Source organism: Bacteroidota bacterium (genome assembly GCA_018831055.1).
Classification (GTDB): domain Bacteria; phylum Bacteroidota; class Bacteroidia; order Bacteroidales; family B18-G4; genus M55B132.
Genome location: JAHJRE010000211.1, coordinates 1 through 14419, shown reverse-complemented (window position 1 = coordinate 14419; position 14419 = coordinate 1). Strand labels below are relative to the sequence as shown.

Here is a 14419-nt window from a genome sequence, read left to right as displayed (position 1 = left end):
ATCATAGCCTTTTTCAACCATAGCATTCCACAAACTGGAAGATATTTCACCACTAACGTAAGCAATTTTAGTTTCGATTGTCTTTTTACCCCGGTAAATGGGCAGAGTATCCTTTAAAGGAAAAACAACAAATTCAACAGGAGAAATATCATAGATGAAGTATAGAGGCCGGGCAGTGGAATCTCTTGTTGTAAATACCGTATACCAATTACCGGCGCGAAGCTTCCTGACATCAAAAACCTCTCGCGAATTTTTCGCTAAAACATCTATTCTGGAATAGTCAACACCGAAGGGCAACAATATATCCGACAAAAACTGATTTCTACCTATCTTGTCTCTGAAAACCATAAGCGTATCCACACGGATGCCGTATTCCATCCTGGGAGGAACAGGCAATTCTTCTTCCTGTAAAATCCCTATATCACGGGGCTTTTCATAATAGAACCAAATCAGGAACAAGAAAAAGACAGAAACAATGACAAAGTAGATTATCTCACGGATTCGCCTCATCATAATAAAAAAGGTAATTAACAATCATTCTTTACACTACAGGCCTTTATTTTTCGCTTCATTCCAAATCTCATCCATTTCGGAGAGTTTCATATCGAAAAGGTTACGATCACTTTCCCTGACCTTTTCTTCCAGGTACTGGAAACGGCGGATAAACTTCCTGTTTGTCCTTTCCAGAGCATCTTCGGGGTTAACATCGATAAATCTTGAATAATTAACCAGAGCAAATAAAAGGTCACCAAACTCATTTTCAATTTTCTCCACCGATCCACCGGAATCAACTTCCTTTTTCAATTCACCAAGTTCTTCCAAAACCTTTTCCCAAACCTGTCCGGGTTCATCCCAATCAAAACCCACACCCCTGGCCTTTTCCTGAATTCTTACTGCTTTTACAAGAGGCGGTAACGACTTTGGAACCCCACCCAAAACCGAAGTCCGGCCTTCATTGTTGATCTTTATCTTTTCCCAGTTTTCTTTTACTTCCTCAGCACTGTTAACGGCAACATCCCCATAAATATGCGGATGCCGGGCAATAAGTTTTTCACTGATATATTCCAGAACATCCGTGATATCAAAAGCATTTTGTTCCGAACCGATCCTGGCATAAAACACAAGGTGAAGCATCAGATCTCCCAGTTCCTTTTTTATTCCGTCCAAATCTTTTTCCAGGATGGCATCGGATAATTCATACGTTTCCTCAATAGTCAGGTATCTCAAACTCTCGAGGGTTTGCTTCCTGTCCCAGGGGCATTGTGTCCTCAACTCATCCATAATGGTAAGCAATCTTCCGAATGCTTCCAGTCTTTTATCCATTTTATTTGATTTTTGGCAAAAGTAAGGATAAATGCAGTATACAATTTTTATAATTTTGCTTGCAATGCAACGTTTTGAGTGCATCTTCACCACATTATCAAAGCAAATATCAAAATTGAAGTTTCCCTTAAATACATTTCCTGCCATATACCGGGGTATATGGGCAACTTTAATGATCGTTTTTATTTCATTAGCGAACAATCAGGATGCCCTGGCACAGTTTACCCATAAAAGGATTTCCTCAAACCTTATGGTTAACGGTAAGGTAGCGTATGGATTTCTTATACCCCACCACCTGGAAATGGAAATCCTGAACAGTCACTTCACTGCATATGAAATCAGCATTTCAAAGGCGACATACGGAAGAACGCGATGGGAATACATGTATAACTATCCGGTTATCGGCATCGCATATTGGTATTCCAGCCTGGGTACATCGCCATACCTGGGCAACGCTCATGCCTTAATGCCCTATATCGATTTCCCTCTGACATACGGTAAAGAAATGCGAATATTTTTCAGGACGGCCCTGGGTATCGGATACATCACAAATCATTTCGACCGCCTGGAAAACTACAAGAATATTGCCATAGGGTCGCATTGGAATGCAGCGGTTGCATTTACCCTGGAAATGAAACAAAAGGTAAGTGAACGTTTTATTGTTTCTCTCGGACTTGGTTTCAACCATTTTTCCAATGGATCTATGAAAACCCCGAATTACGGTATCAATATCCCCAACGCATCAGCATCACTTTCTTACAGGCTCTCCAAAGAGAATCCCTACTTCAGGAAAAAGCTGCTTCCCGAACTTCGACCTTTCTATTTCGACGGAAAGAAATCCCTCGACCTGAATATAGCCGGGGGGCTTGGTTATAAAAACATGAACGCGGAAATGGAGGGCAAGTTCCTGGCATGGGACATTTTCACGGGTATCATGAAAGATGTTTCTTACAAAAGCAGTGTGGGTGTTGGCCTGGATGCTTCTTATGACGGAACCGACGAGATCGCTTTACGTCAGAAATACGGTGAAACATCCGAAAATAATTTCGAGATGATCAAAACCGGGTTTGAAGTCGGGTACGCGTTGAATATGTCGAGGATATCTTTTGTGGGAAACCTGGGATATTATCTAAGCGGCAGATATCAGGGGGATGGGAAAATCTATGAAAAGATCGGGATATGGTGCGAGATCTCCCGTGATCTTTTCGCGCATGTAACCCTGAAAGCACATGCAGGCAGGGCCGATTTTCTCACGCTTGGCATAGGATACAAAATTGAACTCATATATTATTGATCATGAACCGGGCAAGAACTTATCTGTTTATACTGGTACTTCTCATAACCACATCCTGCGATAAAGATGATGTTTTCGGTTGTTTCAAAGGCACAGGAAAGATAGTGAAAGAAACAAGGAATGTCGGAGATTTCAAGGGCATCATCATGAGAGACAACCTGGATGTGATCCTTATACAGGATAATGAATGCCTTGTGGAAGTGGAAGCCGGCAAGAACCTGCAAAGCGATATAAAAACGATCAATGAGAATGGCGTTTTGGAGGTACGGAACGAGAACGGATGTAACTGGGTAAGAAGTTATGACAAACCCATGCGGGTATACCTTCATGTTAAGCAGTTGGATTCCATTGAATACCGATCATCCGGCGACCTCATCACAGAAAACACATTACAAAACGATTCAATAAAACTTGACATAAGGGAAGGAAGCGGGAGTATCCGGCTCAGCCTTGACACTCAAAAATCGAGGATCAACCAGCATTTTGGGACAGCCGATGTGACCGTTACAGGTAAATCCAATGTGAACTTTATATACAACGCATCATACGGACCGGTAAACTGTGAGAACCTGGAAACCGTTTTTACTTATATGAACACATCCAGCACCAATGATTGCTATGTGAATGTAAGCTATGTACTGGAAGTGATCATCAGTAATGCGGGAAATATTTATTACCGGGGCAATCCGACAGAAATAAAGCAGGTAGTGAGTGGTAGCGGGCAGCTTATACGTATGGAATGATCATTATGAAACTATAGAAATATCTAATGAAACGAAATTAAACCGGATGAAAGCAAAACCAAATATCTTCAGACTAACCATCCCCTTCATCATCCTCATTTGCACATGGATTTCCTCCAATTTTAACTGGAGTGAGGCCCGCAGCGGCAGGATCATACAAACCGATGGTACCGGCTATTACGCCTACCTCCCGGCTATATTCATCTACCAGGATTTGAATTTCAGCTTTTTTAATGATGTTGCTGCATTGAATTATCATGAAAATCATTCATACGATTACAGGTACACTTATCCTGGCCATACCATTAACAAGTATTACTGCGGCACAGCCATAGCCATTGAACCATTTTTTTTGCTGGCTCACCTGATCACAATCCTTACCGGAAATCCTGCCGATGGTTACTCGGTTTTTTACATGATATCGGTCAACATTGCCGCCTTGTTCTATCTGGCCATCGGACTGGTCTTCCTTAGAAAAATGCTAAAGATGATACCCGGGGCAAGTGAAGGGATGATCGCACTGATCCTCCTCGTTACAATATTTGGCACAAACATATTTTATTATACGGTAGAGGAACCTTCCATGTCGCATGTTTACTCATTCGGTCTTATAAACCTGTTTTTGTGGCTGGGGTTCCGCTATTTTGATAAGCCAATGGCTTCAAGGTTGTTTGGTATGGCTATCCTGCTGGGAATTATCGTCCTGGTGCGCCCGGTTAACGGCCTGATATTATTACTTGTACCTTTTACTGCACTTAGCAGTTCCAACCTTAATAAGGGATTAGAATTTCTTTACCGGAAACCGCTTATACTTTTTTCAGGAGTGGTGCTTTTTTTACTTATTCTTTCCATACAACTTATTATTTATAAGATACAAACCGGAAACATCTGGGTTTATTCATATGGAGAAGAAGGTTTCAACTTTCATGACCCACAGATTATTAACTTCCTGTTTAGCTACCGTAAAGGACTTTTCATTTATACCCCGGTATTCCTGTTGTCTCTTGCAGGCGGATACTTCCTGTATAAAGAAAACAAATCCAGGTTTTTTATTTTAGCAGGATTCCTGATCATTCTGATATACGTTCTTTCTTCCTGGTGGCAATGGTATTACGGGGGAAGCTTTTCGCAAAGGGTTATGATAGAATTCTACGCAATCCCTGCCCTTTTATTGGGGTATTTTCTCTTCTATGTACGCTCAGTCTTGTTAAAAAGGATCTATATAGCTTTGATCATCCTGTTGCTTCTTGTGAATATTGTTCAAACCGAGCAATACCGGATTGCGCAAATACATTGGTCGGAGATGAACAAAGAAAAATACTGGAAGGTATTTTTACGGGTTGACAAACTCATCACCCGAGAAAAGTCATGGTAATAAAAATACCGGAGTAAAACGTATCCGGCCGGGTACTAATATGCCCGGGCAAACACAACCCTTTGTTTCGAAGGTTTACCGGAATAGATGCATTTCCCGTCTTCCATTTTCCCATCAATTGGGATCAGACGGATGGTAGCTTTGGTTTCTTCTTTAATTTTTTGCTCGGTCTCGGCTGTTCCGTCCCAATGGGCAAGGATGAATCCGCCCTTTTTCTCAAGAACATCGTTAAACTCTTCCCAGGTATCCACAGCCGTAGTATTTTCTTCCCTGAAAGACAGAGCTTTCTGAAACAGATTATCCTGGATGGCTTCCAGGAGATGTTCTATTTTATTTCCAATGTCTTCAATACGGAGAGTCTCTTTCTCGAGGGTATCCCTTCTGGCAACCTCCACCGTATCATTTTCAAGATCCCTTGGTCCGAGGGCAATTCTCACAGGAACTCCTCTAAACTCATATTCGGAGAATTTCCAGCCGGGTTTCTGGGTATCCCGGTCATCGTATTTAACGCGTATTCCACGATCTTCCAACTCTTTCCTGATCCTGTTTACTTTTTCAGAAATTTCAGCAAGTTGTTCAATTTTCTTATAGATGGGAACGATAACCACCTGTACAGGAGCGAGCTTCGGGGGTAGTACAAGTCCGTTATCATCGGAGTGAGCCATGATCAGTGCGCCCATAAGGCGGGTACTTACACCCCAGGAAGTGGCCCATACAAATTCGAGTTTGTTTTCCTTTGAAAGGAACTTTACATCGAAGGCTTTAGCAAAATTTTGTCCCAGGAAATGGCTGGTTCCGGATTGCAAGGCTTTACCGTCCTGCATCAACGCTTCGATACAGTATGTTTCAACGGCCCCGGCAAAACGTTCGTTAGGTGATTTAACTCCTTTGAGTACAGGCAGGGCCATCCATTTTTCAGCAAATTCAGCGTAAATATCCAGGATCTTCAGAGTTTCCTCAATGGCTTCTTCCTGGGTAGCATGAGCCGTATGCCCTTCCTGCCAGAGAAACTCAGCGGTGCGGAGGAAAAGCCTGGTTCGCATTTCCCAACGGACCACATTGGCCCACTGGTTTACCAGCAGAGGAAGATCGCGATAGGATTGGATCCAGGTACGGTAGGTATCCCAGATGATGGTTTCGGATGTCGGGCGGATGATAAGCTCCTCTTCAAGCTTGGCATCCTCATCCACGATCACACCCTTGCCATCCGGGGAGTTTTTCAGACGATAATGGGTTACAACGGCACATTCTTTGGCAAAACCTTCCACATGGCTGGCTTCCTTGCTAAAAAACGACTTTGGAATGAAGATCGGGAAATAGGCATTAACATGCCCCGTTGCTTTAAACATACCGTCAAGTACCGACTGCATTCTCTCCCAAATAGCATAACCTGTAGGTTTAATTACCATACAACCGCGTACTGCGGAGTTCTCTGCGAGATCGGCTTTTATTACCAGATCGTTGTACCATTGGGCATAATTCTCTGCTCTGCTGGGAAAATCTTTGGCCATAATGTTTTTTGGTATAGTATTTGCTTTGTTAAAAGATGCGACAAAAATAATAAAACGGAATTACATAAACCCACAGCTTATACAAAATAACAAGGAAGGAGACCACCATGAAACTCACCAGCATTCTTTCAATACTTACCCTCTCTTTCATTTTGGGTGCCTGCTCATCATCATACCAATCAAGCCTTCCGTATGATGATGTTTACTATTCCTCTACAGATAAAAGCAAAGATCAGGTAAATAAAGAACAGATCAGTGCAACTTCCGAAACCAGGGAAGTATACCAATCGGGCACAAGAGGGGAAGAAGATAATTTTTCAAAGTATCCTCCTGAATACAGCGGAGATGAAGCTTATAATGACGCCGACTACTATCTGGAAGAAGAGGAGTTTGAGATGGATGATTATTATGATTATTCATATTCATCAAGAATCCGCAGATTTCATGACCCTAATGCGGGTTTGGGTTATTACGACAATTACTACACCAATAATTATTACTACAATTACGACCCCTATGCCTATGGAACTTCAATTTACATGGGTTATAACTATTATGATCCATTTTATTACAGTCCTTCCCTCTACTTTGGTTATAGCTGGGGTTGGGGCAGCATAGGCTGGGGATGGGGATATCCCTATTACGATCCGTGGTACTGCTGCGGACCTTACTATCCTTATTATGGTGGTTACTGGGCAGGTTATTGGAATGGCTACTGGGACGGTTACTATGACAACTATTATTATAACAGCTACGATTACAATTCAAGTTATTATGGTCAGAGGGGAAGCAGGGGGTTAAATACAAATGGCACCGGGACGAAAAGCGGCAGGACCTTCGGAGAGAAATACGAAGATGCTGTTGCCCGTGGCAGCCGTGCTGATAATTCAACCATTTCCTCTCAAAACGCTGCAGCTAAAGTCAGTGGACAGGAAGGAACAGTTTCGCCTCGCACTGCCCGTGAATCCATTAATACATCTAAACCCGCAACCGGAGAGGCTGTTACAGAAACCGCAGCAAGGCAATACCGGACACCAACGGGCGAAGTGAATACGACCAGTGAAAGGGAAGCAAGGACATCACCAGCTGAAGGTAAACGTTATGAAAAGCCCAATACCTCCAGTAGAGAACCTGCAGCCCGCACACAACCTATTCAGAGTGAAAAAGCCAGGTATTCGAACCGGGAAGTATACTCGAACCGGGAAAAACAATACAGCAAACCCCAAACCTACAGCACCCCGGAATACAGGAATGCCAGATCGAGCCAGGAATATTCAGCGCCGCGCAGTCCGGCTACCAATGAAGCCCGCACCAGAGGATCTGTTACAGGCAATAATAATTACTCAAGACCATCGGGTACTACTAACCGTAGTGGGGTTTCAACTCAACAAAGAACCCCAACCCAGAGGTATTCGGCCCCGTCCGGTAATAACAGCAGCAGGAGTTACTCTGCACCTGCAACACGTACACCTTCAAGGACCATCTCCACGCCATCGCCTTCAAGAAGCTCTATCAGCAGTCCCTCCAGGTCATCCGGCTCATCCGGTTCATCCGGTTCATCCAGGAGCAGCGGCGGATCCACGGGTGGAAGTCGCGGAGGAAGACGATAGGAAGGGAATGATGACTACAATACAACTATTAAACTGATGATTATGAAACGACTATCTTTCACTATCACCATAATGGCCTTAAGTATAACGTCGCTGATGGCACAAACAGCCGTGGATGCCCTGAGGTACTCCAGGATCGTACCCGGAGGAACAGCAAGATTCGTCAGCATGGGAGGAGCGTTCGGAGCGCTGGGTGGAGACTTTTCGATGCTGAGCACCAATCCCGGTGGCATCGGGTTATATAAAAGTTCTGAATTTACGATTACACCTTCCGTCTTCGCCGGAAGCACACAAACAGATTATCGCGGTATAGAAAACAAAGATTACCGGGTAAACTTTAACCTGGGAGACATAGGACTGGTCTTCACAAAAAAGATGGAGAGCAAATTCAATACAAGCGGATGGAAAGCCGTTCAGTTCGGGATAGGCTTAAACCGTCTGAACGATTTCAATAACCGTATGGAACTTAGCGGATCCACTTCCCCCAGTTCCATCCTGGATGTTTATACCGCATATGCTAACGATAATAATATTAATTACAGCGATATTGAAGGTGATCCTTATTACGATTATGCTTATGACCTCAATCCTGCCTGGTGGACCTACCTGTTAGACACACTGGGCGGCCCTTCATCCTATGTGAATCCTATTCTGCAAAGCGGAAGCAACCAGCGTATGAGTATAACATCCTGGGGATCAATGAATGAATTTGTTATTGGGTTCGGTGGAAATTATAACGACCGTGTATATATCGGAGCTTCTTTTGGAATTCCATATATCCGTTACTTCGAGGAAAGCGATTACACCGAAAACCTGCCCGGACCTGCCAACGATATGTATCAGTTTACTATTCACCGGGAACTTGAAACCCGTGCCAGCGGGATAAATTTCAAACTCGGACTGATTGGAAGGCCGGCAGATTGGTTAAGGATTGGCGCGGCCATTCATACACCTACCTTTTACACCAATATCCGCGATAGAAATGTAGCCTTGTTCGACTCCAGGTTTAAAACGCCTGATCTTTACGGATATACTTCCTATTTCCATAGTAACACGTGGACCAAGAGCTATGAGCTAACCACTCCTTTCCGTGCACTGGGAAGCATTGCTTTCATCATAGGAAAGATCGGGTTAGTAAGCGTTGAATATAATTATACCGATTATTCCCAGGCCCGCTTCCGGTATGTTTCATCTTATGTAAATGATGATATCCGTAATGGTTACAGGCCAACTCACAATTTCAAAGCAGGAACAGAATGGAGATACGGACTGATAAGTCTGCGCTTGGGATATGCATACAACAGCAGTCCTTACCAGGGGGATATTAACGACGGCACCATGCACATCTATTCCGGAGGGCTGGGATTCAACTTCAGGAATTACTTCCTGGATCTTGCTTATGCATATTCGAAGTATACGGAGGATTATTATTTGTATAGCTATGGACCATATGAAGCTAAAGCTGTTAACGATATCATTGGGCAGCGTTACCTTCTGACCTTCGGAGCGAGGTTTTAATAATTATAGGGGCTAATACTTCTCATTAAGCCGGTTTAATCCGGCTTTTGCTTTTTGTTTAATTCCGGTTTCGTATTCATCAAAATCCAGGCTTCTGCACAGGCGGAAATATTTTTCAGCATCCTTTACGTTCTCTTCATTTTCATAAATAATACCAAGATTCAGCGCGGCATTGGCAGCAAAATACCTTTTCAGATCACTGCCCCTTTCAATCGTTTTCAGATAGTAACTCCGGGCAGAGATAAACTTGCCTGATGCATCATTAATCCTCCCCAAACGGTAAAAGTATTCGGTCGAATCAAGAGCATTGCGAAGAAATCGGCTGGATTTGAGCAATTCCTCCTCCGCTGAAGTAAAATAAGCTCCATCGAAAAGAAGTCGTGATTTCAGCAGGATAACATTAGGGATATAGCCGCTTTCAGCTTCCTTCAAAGCAATTTTATCTTCATCAGTAAAGGTGTTGCCATATTTTCTGACCTTATCCATACAAGCAAAATAATTTACTGTGTCTCCTTCCAGGATGTATGACCATGCAAGTTTTTGCCAGGCCTCAGCTATATAATTCATTCCCCGGAAATTGGACACAAAGCGGTAAAAATAAGGTCTGCATTCAATATCCAGCTTGTGAAGCATACAAAGCCCGGTCAGATAATCCAGGTAATAAAACGTAAACTGCTTTTCATCAGATATCCTGTTCCGAAATAATAATATGGCATCATCATTTCTGCCATGTTTTATCAGCATCCTGCCGTAGGCAAAGGTCATAAGAGGTGATTCCGGTGCCATGCTGCGCAGTTTTTCTTCAAATGGGATTCCTTCAGAACGGTCAACGGAAAAGTTGATATTAACAAAGCTTAAAAAGAATAAAGCTTCAGGAACCAGGAAGTCATCATTTTGCTTTACCGACCATTCAATATATTCTGAAATTTCATCAACACCCTGCTTTATAGAACCCTCCATAGAAAACAATCCGGTTACCCACTGATAATTATCGGGAACAGAACCAACCAAAACATGCAGCATACCCATACCAAGCAAGTTGGGCTTGAATTCTGGGAATTTAGCCTGGTTTTCTTTCAGAAAACGGTAACTCTTCTGAATTTCCAAGGCTGCACGTAGATAGTCGCCAAACTTGATCCTTGCAAATGCCCATTGGAGATTAACCTGGGCAAGGCTGAACAAATAGTAAGGAGAGTTTCTATTACCCTTTTCTAGCAATCGTATGCGTTCCTGGTAGTTTCCCTTTAGCTGAATAAACTGATTTTCTTCCTCACCAATCAGGATGGTCAGAAAATCAATATAGTTACCAAAAAGAACAGGTATCAGATTCCCGGGGTTTTCACTTCTTTCAAGAGACAGAAGGGTACTCGCATCCTGAAAATTAAGACGGACAATTTCTTCATAAGCCAGCCGGCAGCGATTATTGAAATCATACTGGGCAAAGAGGGCTGCTGAAACGAGCACCAGGCATGTCAGAAAAAATAACCTCATAAAAATAAAATAAAGGTAAAAAAAAGAGGAAGCACCAGGCTCCCTCCTCAATATTTACTATGAAAAATCTTCAGAATGATTATTTCGCTTTTTCTACTTCTTTAACGATCTCTTCATCAACCAGGATGCGTCCACAATACTCACAAACGATAATCTTCTTCAACATTTTGATATCCAATTGGTGCTGAGGTGGAATTTTATTAAAACACCCTCCACAGGCATCTCTTTCAATTTTCACAACAGCGAGGCCGTTTCTGGCATTTTTTCTGATCCTTTTATAAGCTTGTATCAAACGATCATCAATATTTTGCTGGTTCAATTCAGACTTTACCTGAAGATCTTTCTCTTCCTTTTCTGTCTCAGTAATGATGTCCTTCAGTTCTGACTTTTTAAGTTCAAGGTCTTTCATCCTTTCATCAAGGATCTTTTCCGATGATTCGATCTCTTGCTGCTTTTTTTGTTGCTCCAGTTTATTCTCAGCAATGCGTTTTTCCGACAGTTGGATCTCAAGAGTCTGAAACTCAATCTCCTTGGAAAGGGAGTCATATTCCCTGTTATTCCTGACGTTCATTTGCTGTTCCTTATATTTCCGGATAAGGGCATCGCTTTCCTTAATACTGTTTTCCTTGGCACCGATGCTTTTCTCAATATCGGAAATCTCATTTCTAAAATTTGCGATCCTGGTCTCAAGCCCAACAATATCATCTTCAAGGTCTTGCACCTCCAGTGGTAATTCTCCGCGGATATTTTGTATTCTGTCGATTTGTGAATCGATCAGTTGAAGGGAATACAGTGATTTTAAAACCAGCTCTACTTTCTGTTCGGCTTGTTCTTCTTTCACTTCCTTTGTTTTGGGCTGGTTTTCAGCGGCCGGAACGGTTTCGGTTTTCGGTTCCTTGCTTTTGGCTGCTTTACTTGATTCTGCTGACATACTTAATTATTATGAAAAGTAACGGACTGGGTTTGTATTTATCTCAGAAATACGGACGGCAAAGTTAGGAAATTTTTTCTTTAGCAAATCGAAGATCAGATCTTTTGTGAACCTTTCACTTTCATAATGACCTATATCGGCAAGGAAGATATTTTTATCGGCATCAAAAAACTGATGATACTTGATATCGCTTGTAATAAAAGCATGAGCACCGGCAGCAACAGCATTTTTTAACAGGAAGCTTCCGGAACCACCGCAGATAGCAACTTTTTTAATTTTTTTCGCTGTAAAAGGGGAATGGCGGATCAAAGGCAGTGCCAATTTATTTTTCAAATATTCCAGGAATCCGGATTGATCGTGTGCATCCGGCAACTCCCCGATCATTCCTGCCCCTACGCTATCATATTTATTTTCAATAGGATAGACATCGTAGGCGACTTCCTCGTAGGGATGAGCAAGCAACATTTCTTTTACAATCTTTTGTTCAAGGTAAACCGGATAGAGGGTTTCAATCCGGATTTCATTTTCCCGATGCAATTTTCCGGTCTCACCCACAAATGGATTGGCTTCCGGACCAGCCCTGAAAGTACCCTGTCCTTCCAGATTAAAAGAGCAGGAGTCATATTGTCCTATATGACCTGCACCGGCCATAAATAAGGCATTTCTAACATTCTCCGCATGACTGACAGGACAAAAAACAACCAGTTTACGCAGAAGCCCTTTCCTGGGGGCAAGAATTCTCAGGTTTTCCAAACCCATGGCTTTGGCCAGATAAAAATTCACACCGGAAGCCTGATTGTCGAGATTGGTATGAATAGCAAAAATTGCTATATCATGCTTGATGGCCCTGATCAGCACACGATCGGGATATGCCTGACTGTTTAATTTGCGTATACCCGAGAAAATCAGAGGATGGTGAGATATAACCAGGGAAACATTATCACGAATGGCTTCATCCAAAATGGCATCGGTAACATCAAGGCAAATAAGAGCTTTTTCTATCTCCATTTCCGGGTTTCCGGTAATTAATCCGGAATTATCATAATCTTCCTGTAAATAACCCGAAACCTGGGTTTCAAAGTAACGTATAACATCTACTAATCTCATGGCTCTGACATTTTTGACTAAGATATCACTTTTTCCCGAAGAACTTCAATTGAGAATTTTCTGCAAATTATGATGATTTTATTATTTGCAGTGTTTTTTTGATAATACGTAACATTTTTTTGAATATTTAATAAAAATATAATACATAACATATCAATATTTCAAAAATCTTTTTTAATTTAACGCAATGAACCTGCTCCAACTATTACTACTACCGTTTGCTCTGCTTTACGGTTTTGTTGCGTTAGTTAGAAACAAGCTCTTCGATTGGAAGGTAATGCCCTCGGAATCATTTGATTTCCCGGTAATTTCAGTTGGCAATTTATCCTATGGGGGAACTGGAAAAACGCCTCATGTTGAATATCTGATCCGTCTTTTAAAGGATAAGTGCAAAATCGCCATACTCAGTCGCGGATATAAAAGAAAAACCAGCGGGTTTCTTATGTGTTCAGATGGGTCGACTTACAAGGACATCGGGGACGAACCTTTGCAGTATTGCAGGAAATATAAAGGAATCCAGGTTGCTGTTGATGAAGACAGACGCAACGGAATTCATACATTGAAAAAGCATTTTCCAGATTTACATGCCGTGATCCTGGATGATGCATTCCAGCACCGGTATGTAAAACCGGGATTACAAATCCTTACCACGGATTTCCATCGCCTGTATATGGAAGATTATCCAATACCCAGCGGCACACTGAGAGAATTCCGAGGCGGTGCAAAGAGGGCCGATATCATCATTGTAACGAAGACTCCACGCATTCTTTCTCCGATAACCCGAAGGAGGATACACGGTATGATCAAACCCCGCCTGCACCAGCATATGTTCTATACTTATCTTGACTATGGCGAAATGATTCCGCTTTCGGATAAGTCCAAGGAAGAGATCCGGGATAAATACAATAATATCCTGATGTTTACCGGCATAGCAAATTCCTATCCCCTTGCCGAATACCTGAAAAACATGTGCAATGAGCTGGATGCACTTGAATTTATGGATCATCATTCATATTCAATGAAAGATCTGGAAAGGATCCAAAATGAGTTTGATAAAATGTTTACCCGGAATAAGATCATCGTCACAACCGAGAAAGATGCGATGAGATTAAAACATAATCCCGAATTTGAACCCATTCTGAGTAAATTGCCCATTTATTATATTCCCATAGAAATCCGTTTCCATAACGGGGAGAATACTATTTTTGACGACTTAATCCTGAAATATGTTGGGAAAAATCAAGGAAACCTGCAGTTATCTGCAGAAGCAGTCGAAGGAAAGACCTGAAGCAGGAATCATACTGGGAAGTGGATTGGGTTCGTTTATCGATACATTAACCCACAAAAACATTATCCCCTATTCAAGCATCCCTCATTTTCCGGTTTCATCGGTAGAAGGGCATGAAGGGAATCTTATTTTCGGCAGGCTGGGAAATGTTCCGGTAATTACTCTTCAGGGGCGTTTGCATGTATATGAAGGGCATCCGGTTGTTGACACTGTATTTCCTGTCAGGGT

The 14419-nt window shown here is 42.3% G+C and carries 13 protein-coding genes; 7 read left to right on the top strand and 6 right to left on the bottom strand.

Annotation, left to right across the window (positions count from 1 at the left end):
- Window positions 1-513 (bottom strand): hypothetical protein (locus KKA81_14095; GenBank protein ID MBU2652056.1); only part of this gene is annotated, 513 nt, incomplete at its 3' end.
- A gap of 33 nt (window positions 514-546) precedes the next feature.
- Window positions 547-1323 carry a nucleoside triphosphate pyrophosphohydrolase gene (mazG, locus tag KKA81_14090; GenBank protein ID MBU2652055.1) on the bottom strand — a complete coding sequence of 259 codons (777 nt, stop codon included), beginning with the start codon at window positions 1321-1323 and terminating at the stop codon, window positions 547-549.
- A 115-nt stretch (window positions 1324-1438) separates the two neighbouring features.
- Here mazG and KKA81_14085 point away from each other — a divergent pair, with 115 nt between their 5' ends.
- The 3 genes from KKA81_14085 to KKA81_14075 are packed head-to-tail and all read left to right on the top strand — an operon-like array spanning window position 1439 to window position 4735.
- Window positions 1439-2617, top strand: coding sequence for an acyloxyacyl hydrolase (locus tag KKA81_14085; protein MBU2652054.1), 1179 nt, complete (start codon window positions 1439-1441; stop codon window positions 2615-2617).
- A gap of 2 nt (window positions 2618-2619) precedes the next feature.
- Window positions 2620-3360: a DUF2807 domain-containing protein gene (locus tag KKA81_14080; GenBank protein MBU2652053.1), complete on the top strand. Its 741-nt coding sequence runs from the start codon at window positions 2620-2622 to the stop codon at window positions 3358-3360.
- A gap of 46 nt (window positions 3361-3406) precedes the next feature.
- Window positions 3407-4735: a hypothetical protein gene (locus KKA81_14075; protein MBU2652052.1), complete on the top strand. Its 1329-nt coding sequence runs from the start codon at window positions 3407-3409 to the stop codon at window positions 4733-4735.
- A 35-nt stretch (window positions 4736-4770) separates the two neighbouring features.
- Here KKA81_14075 and proS read toward each other — a convergent pair whose 3' ends face one another.
- A complete protein-coding gene (gene proS, locus KKA81_14070) occupies window positions 4771-6246 on the bottom strand; it encodes a proline--tRNA ligase (GenBank protein MBU2652051.1) in 1476 nt (491 codons plus the stop codon).
- A gap of 107 nt (window positions 6247-6353) precedes the next feature.
- Here proS and KKA81_14065 point away from each other — a divergent pair, with 107 nt between their 5' ends.
- Together KKA81_14065 and KKA81_14060 are read left to right on the top strand one after the other, a co-directional pair.
- Window positions 6354-7856: a hypothetical protein gene (locus KKA81_14065; GenBank protein ID MBU2652050.1), complete on the top strand. Its 1503-nt coding sequence runs from the start codon at window positions 6354-6356 to the stop codon at window positions 7854-7856.
- Between the two features lie 42 nt (window positions 7857-7898).
- A complete protein-coding gene (locus KKA81_14060) occupies window positions 7899-9374 on the top strand; it encodes a hypothetical protein (protein MBU2652049.1) in 1476 nt (491 codons plus the stop codon).
- A 12-nt stretch (window positions 9375-9386) separates the two neighbouring features.
- Here KKA81_14060 and KKA81_14055 read toward each other — a convergent pair whose 3' ends face one another.
- The 3 genes from KKA81_14055 to KKA81_14045 form a co-directional block, all read right to left on the bottom strand.
- Window positions 9387-10865 carry a hypothetical protein gene (locus KKA81_14055; GenBank protein ID MBU2652048.1) on the bottom strand — a complete coding sequence of 493 codons (1479 nt, stop codon included), beginning with the start codon at window positions 10863-10865 and terminating at the stop codon, window positions 9387-9389.
- A 79-nt stretch (window positions 10866-10944) separates the two neighbouring features.
- Complete coding sequence (locus KKA81_14050; protein ID MBU2652047.1) at window positions 10945-11796, bottom strand: hypothetical protein; 852 nt, start codon at window positions 11794-11796, stop codon at window positions 10945-10947.
- 9 nt (window positions 11797-11805) lie between these two features.
- Entirely contained in the window at window positions 11806-12903 is a 1098-nt protein-coding gene (locus KKA81_14045) for a Nif3-like dinuclear metal center hexameric protein (protein MBU2652046.1), read from the bottom strand.
- Window positions 12904-13090: 187 nt separating this feature from the next.
- Here KKA81_14045 and lpxK point away from each other — a divergent pair, with 187 nt between their 5' ends.
- Together lpxK and KKA81_14035 are read left to right on the top strand one after the other, a co-directional pair.
- Window positions 13091-14191 (top strand): tetraacyldisaccharide 4'-kinase, encoded by a 1101-nt coding sequence (gene lpxK, locus KKA81_14040; GenBank protein ID MBU2652045.1) that lies wholly within the window; start codon window positions 13091-13093, stop codon window positions 14189-14191.
- Window positions 14130-14419: purine-nucleoside phosphorylase (locus KKA81_14035; GenBank protein MBU2652044.1), on the top strand; the 290-nt coding region annotated here is incomplete at its 3' end. The genes lpxK and KKA81_14035, both read left to right, overlap by 62 nt.

Coding starts and splice junctions, on each gene's coding strand:
- KKA81_14080 (MBU2652053.1), top strand. CDS start 2,620: ATGAACCGGGCAAGAACTTATCTGTTTATACTGGTACTTCTCATAACC.
- KKA81_14055 (MBU2652048.1), bottom strand. CDS start 10,865: ATGAGGTTATTTTTTCTGACATGCCTGGTGCTCGTTTCAGCAGCCCTC.
- KKA81_14075 (MBU2652052.1), top strand. CDS start 3,407: ATGAAAGCAAAACCAAATATCTTCAGACTAACCATCCCCTTCATCATC.
- KKA81_14045 (MBU2652046.1), bottom strand. CDS start 12,903: ATGAGATTAGTAGATGTTATACGTTACTTTGAAACCCAGGTTTCGGGT.
- lpxK (MBU2652045.1), top strand. CDS start 13,091: ATGAACCTGCTCCAACTATTACTACTACCGTTTGCTCTGCTTTACGGT.
- mazG (MBU2652055.1), bottom strand. CDS start 1,323: ATGGATAAAAGACTGGAAGCATTCGGAAGATTGCTTACCATTATGGAT.
- KKA81_14050 (MBU2652047.1), bottom strand. CDS start 11,796: ATGTCAGCAGAATCAAGTAAAGCAGCCAAAAGCAAGGAACCGAAAACC.
- KKA81_14065 (MBU2652050.1), top strand. CDS start 6,354: ATGAAACTCACCAGCATTCTTTCAATACTTACCCTCTCTTTCATTTTG.
- KKA81_14060 (MBU2652049.1), top strand. CDS start 7,899: ATGAAACGACTATCTTTCACTATCACCATAATGGCCTTAAGTATAACG.
- proS (MBU2652051.1), bottom strand. CDS start 6,246: ATGGCCAAAGATTTTCCCAGCAGAGCAGAGAATTATGCCCAATGGTAC.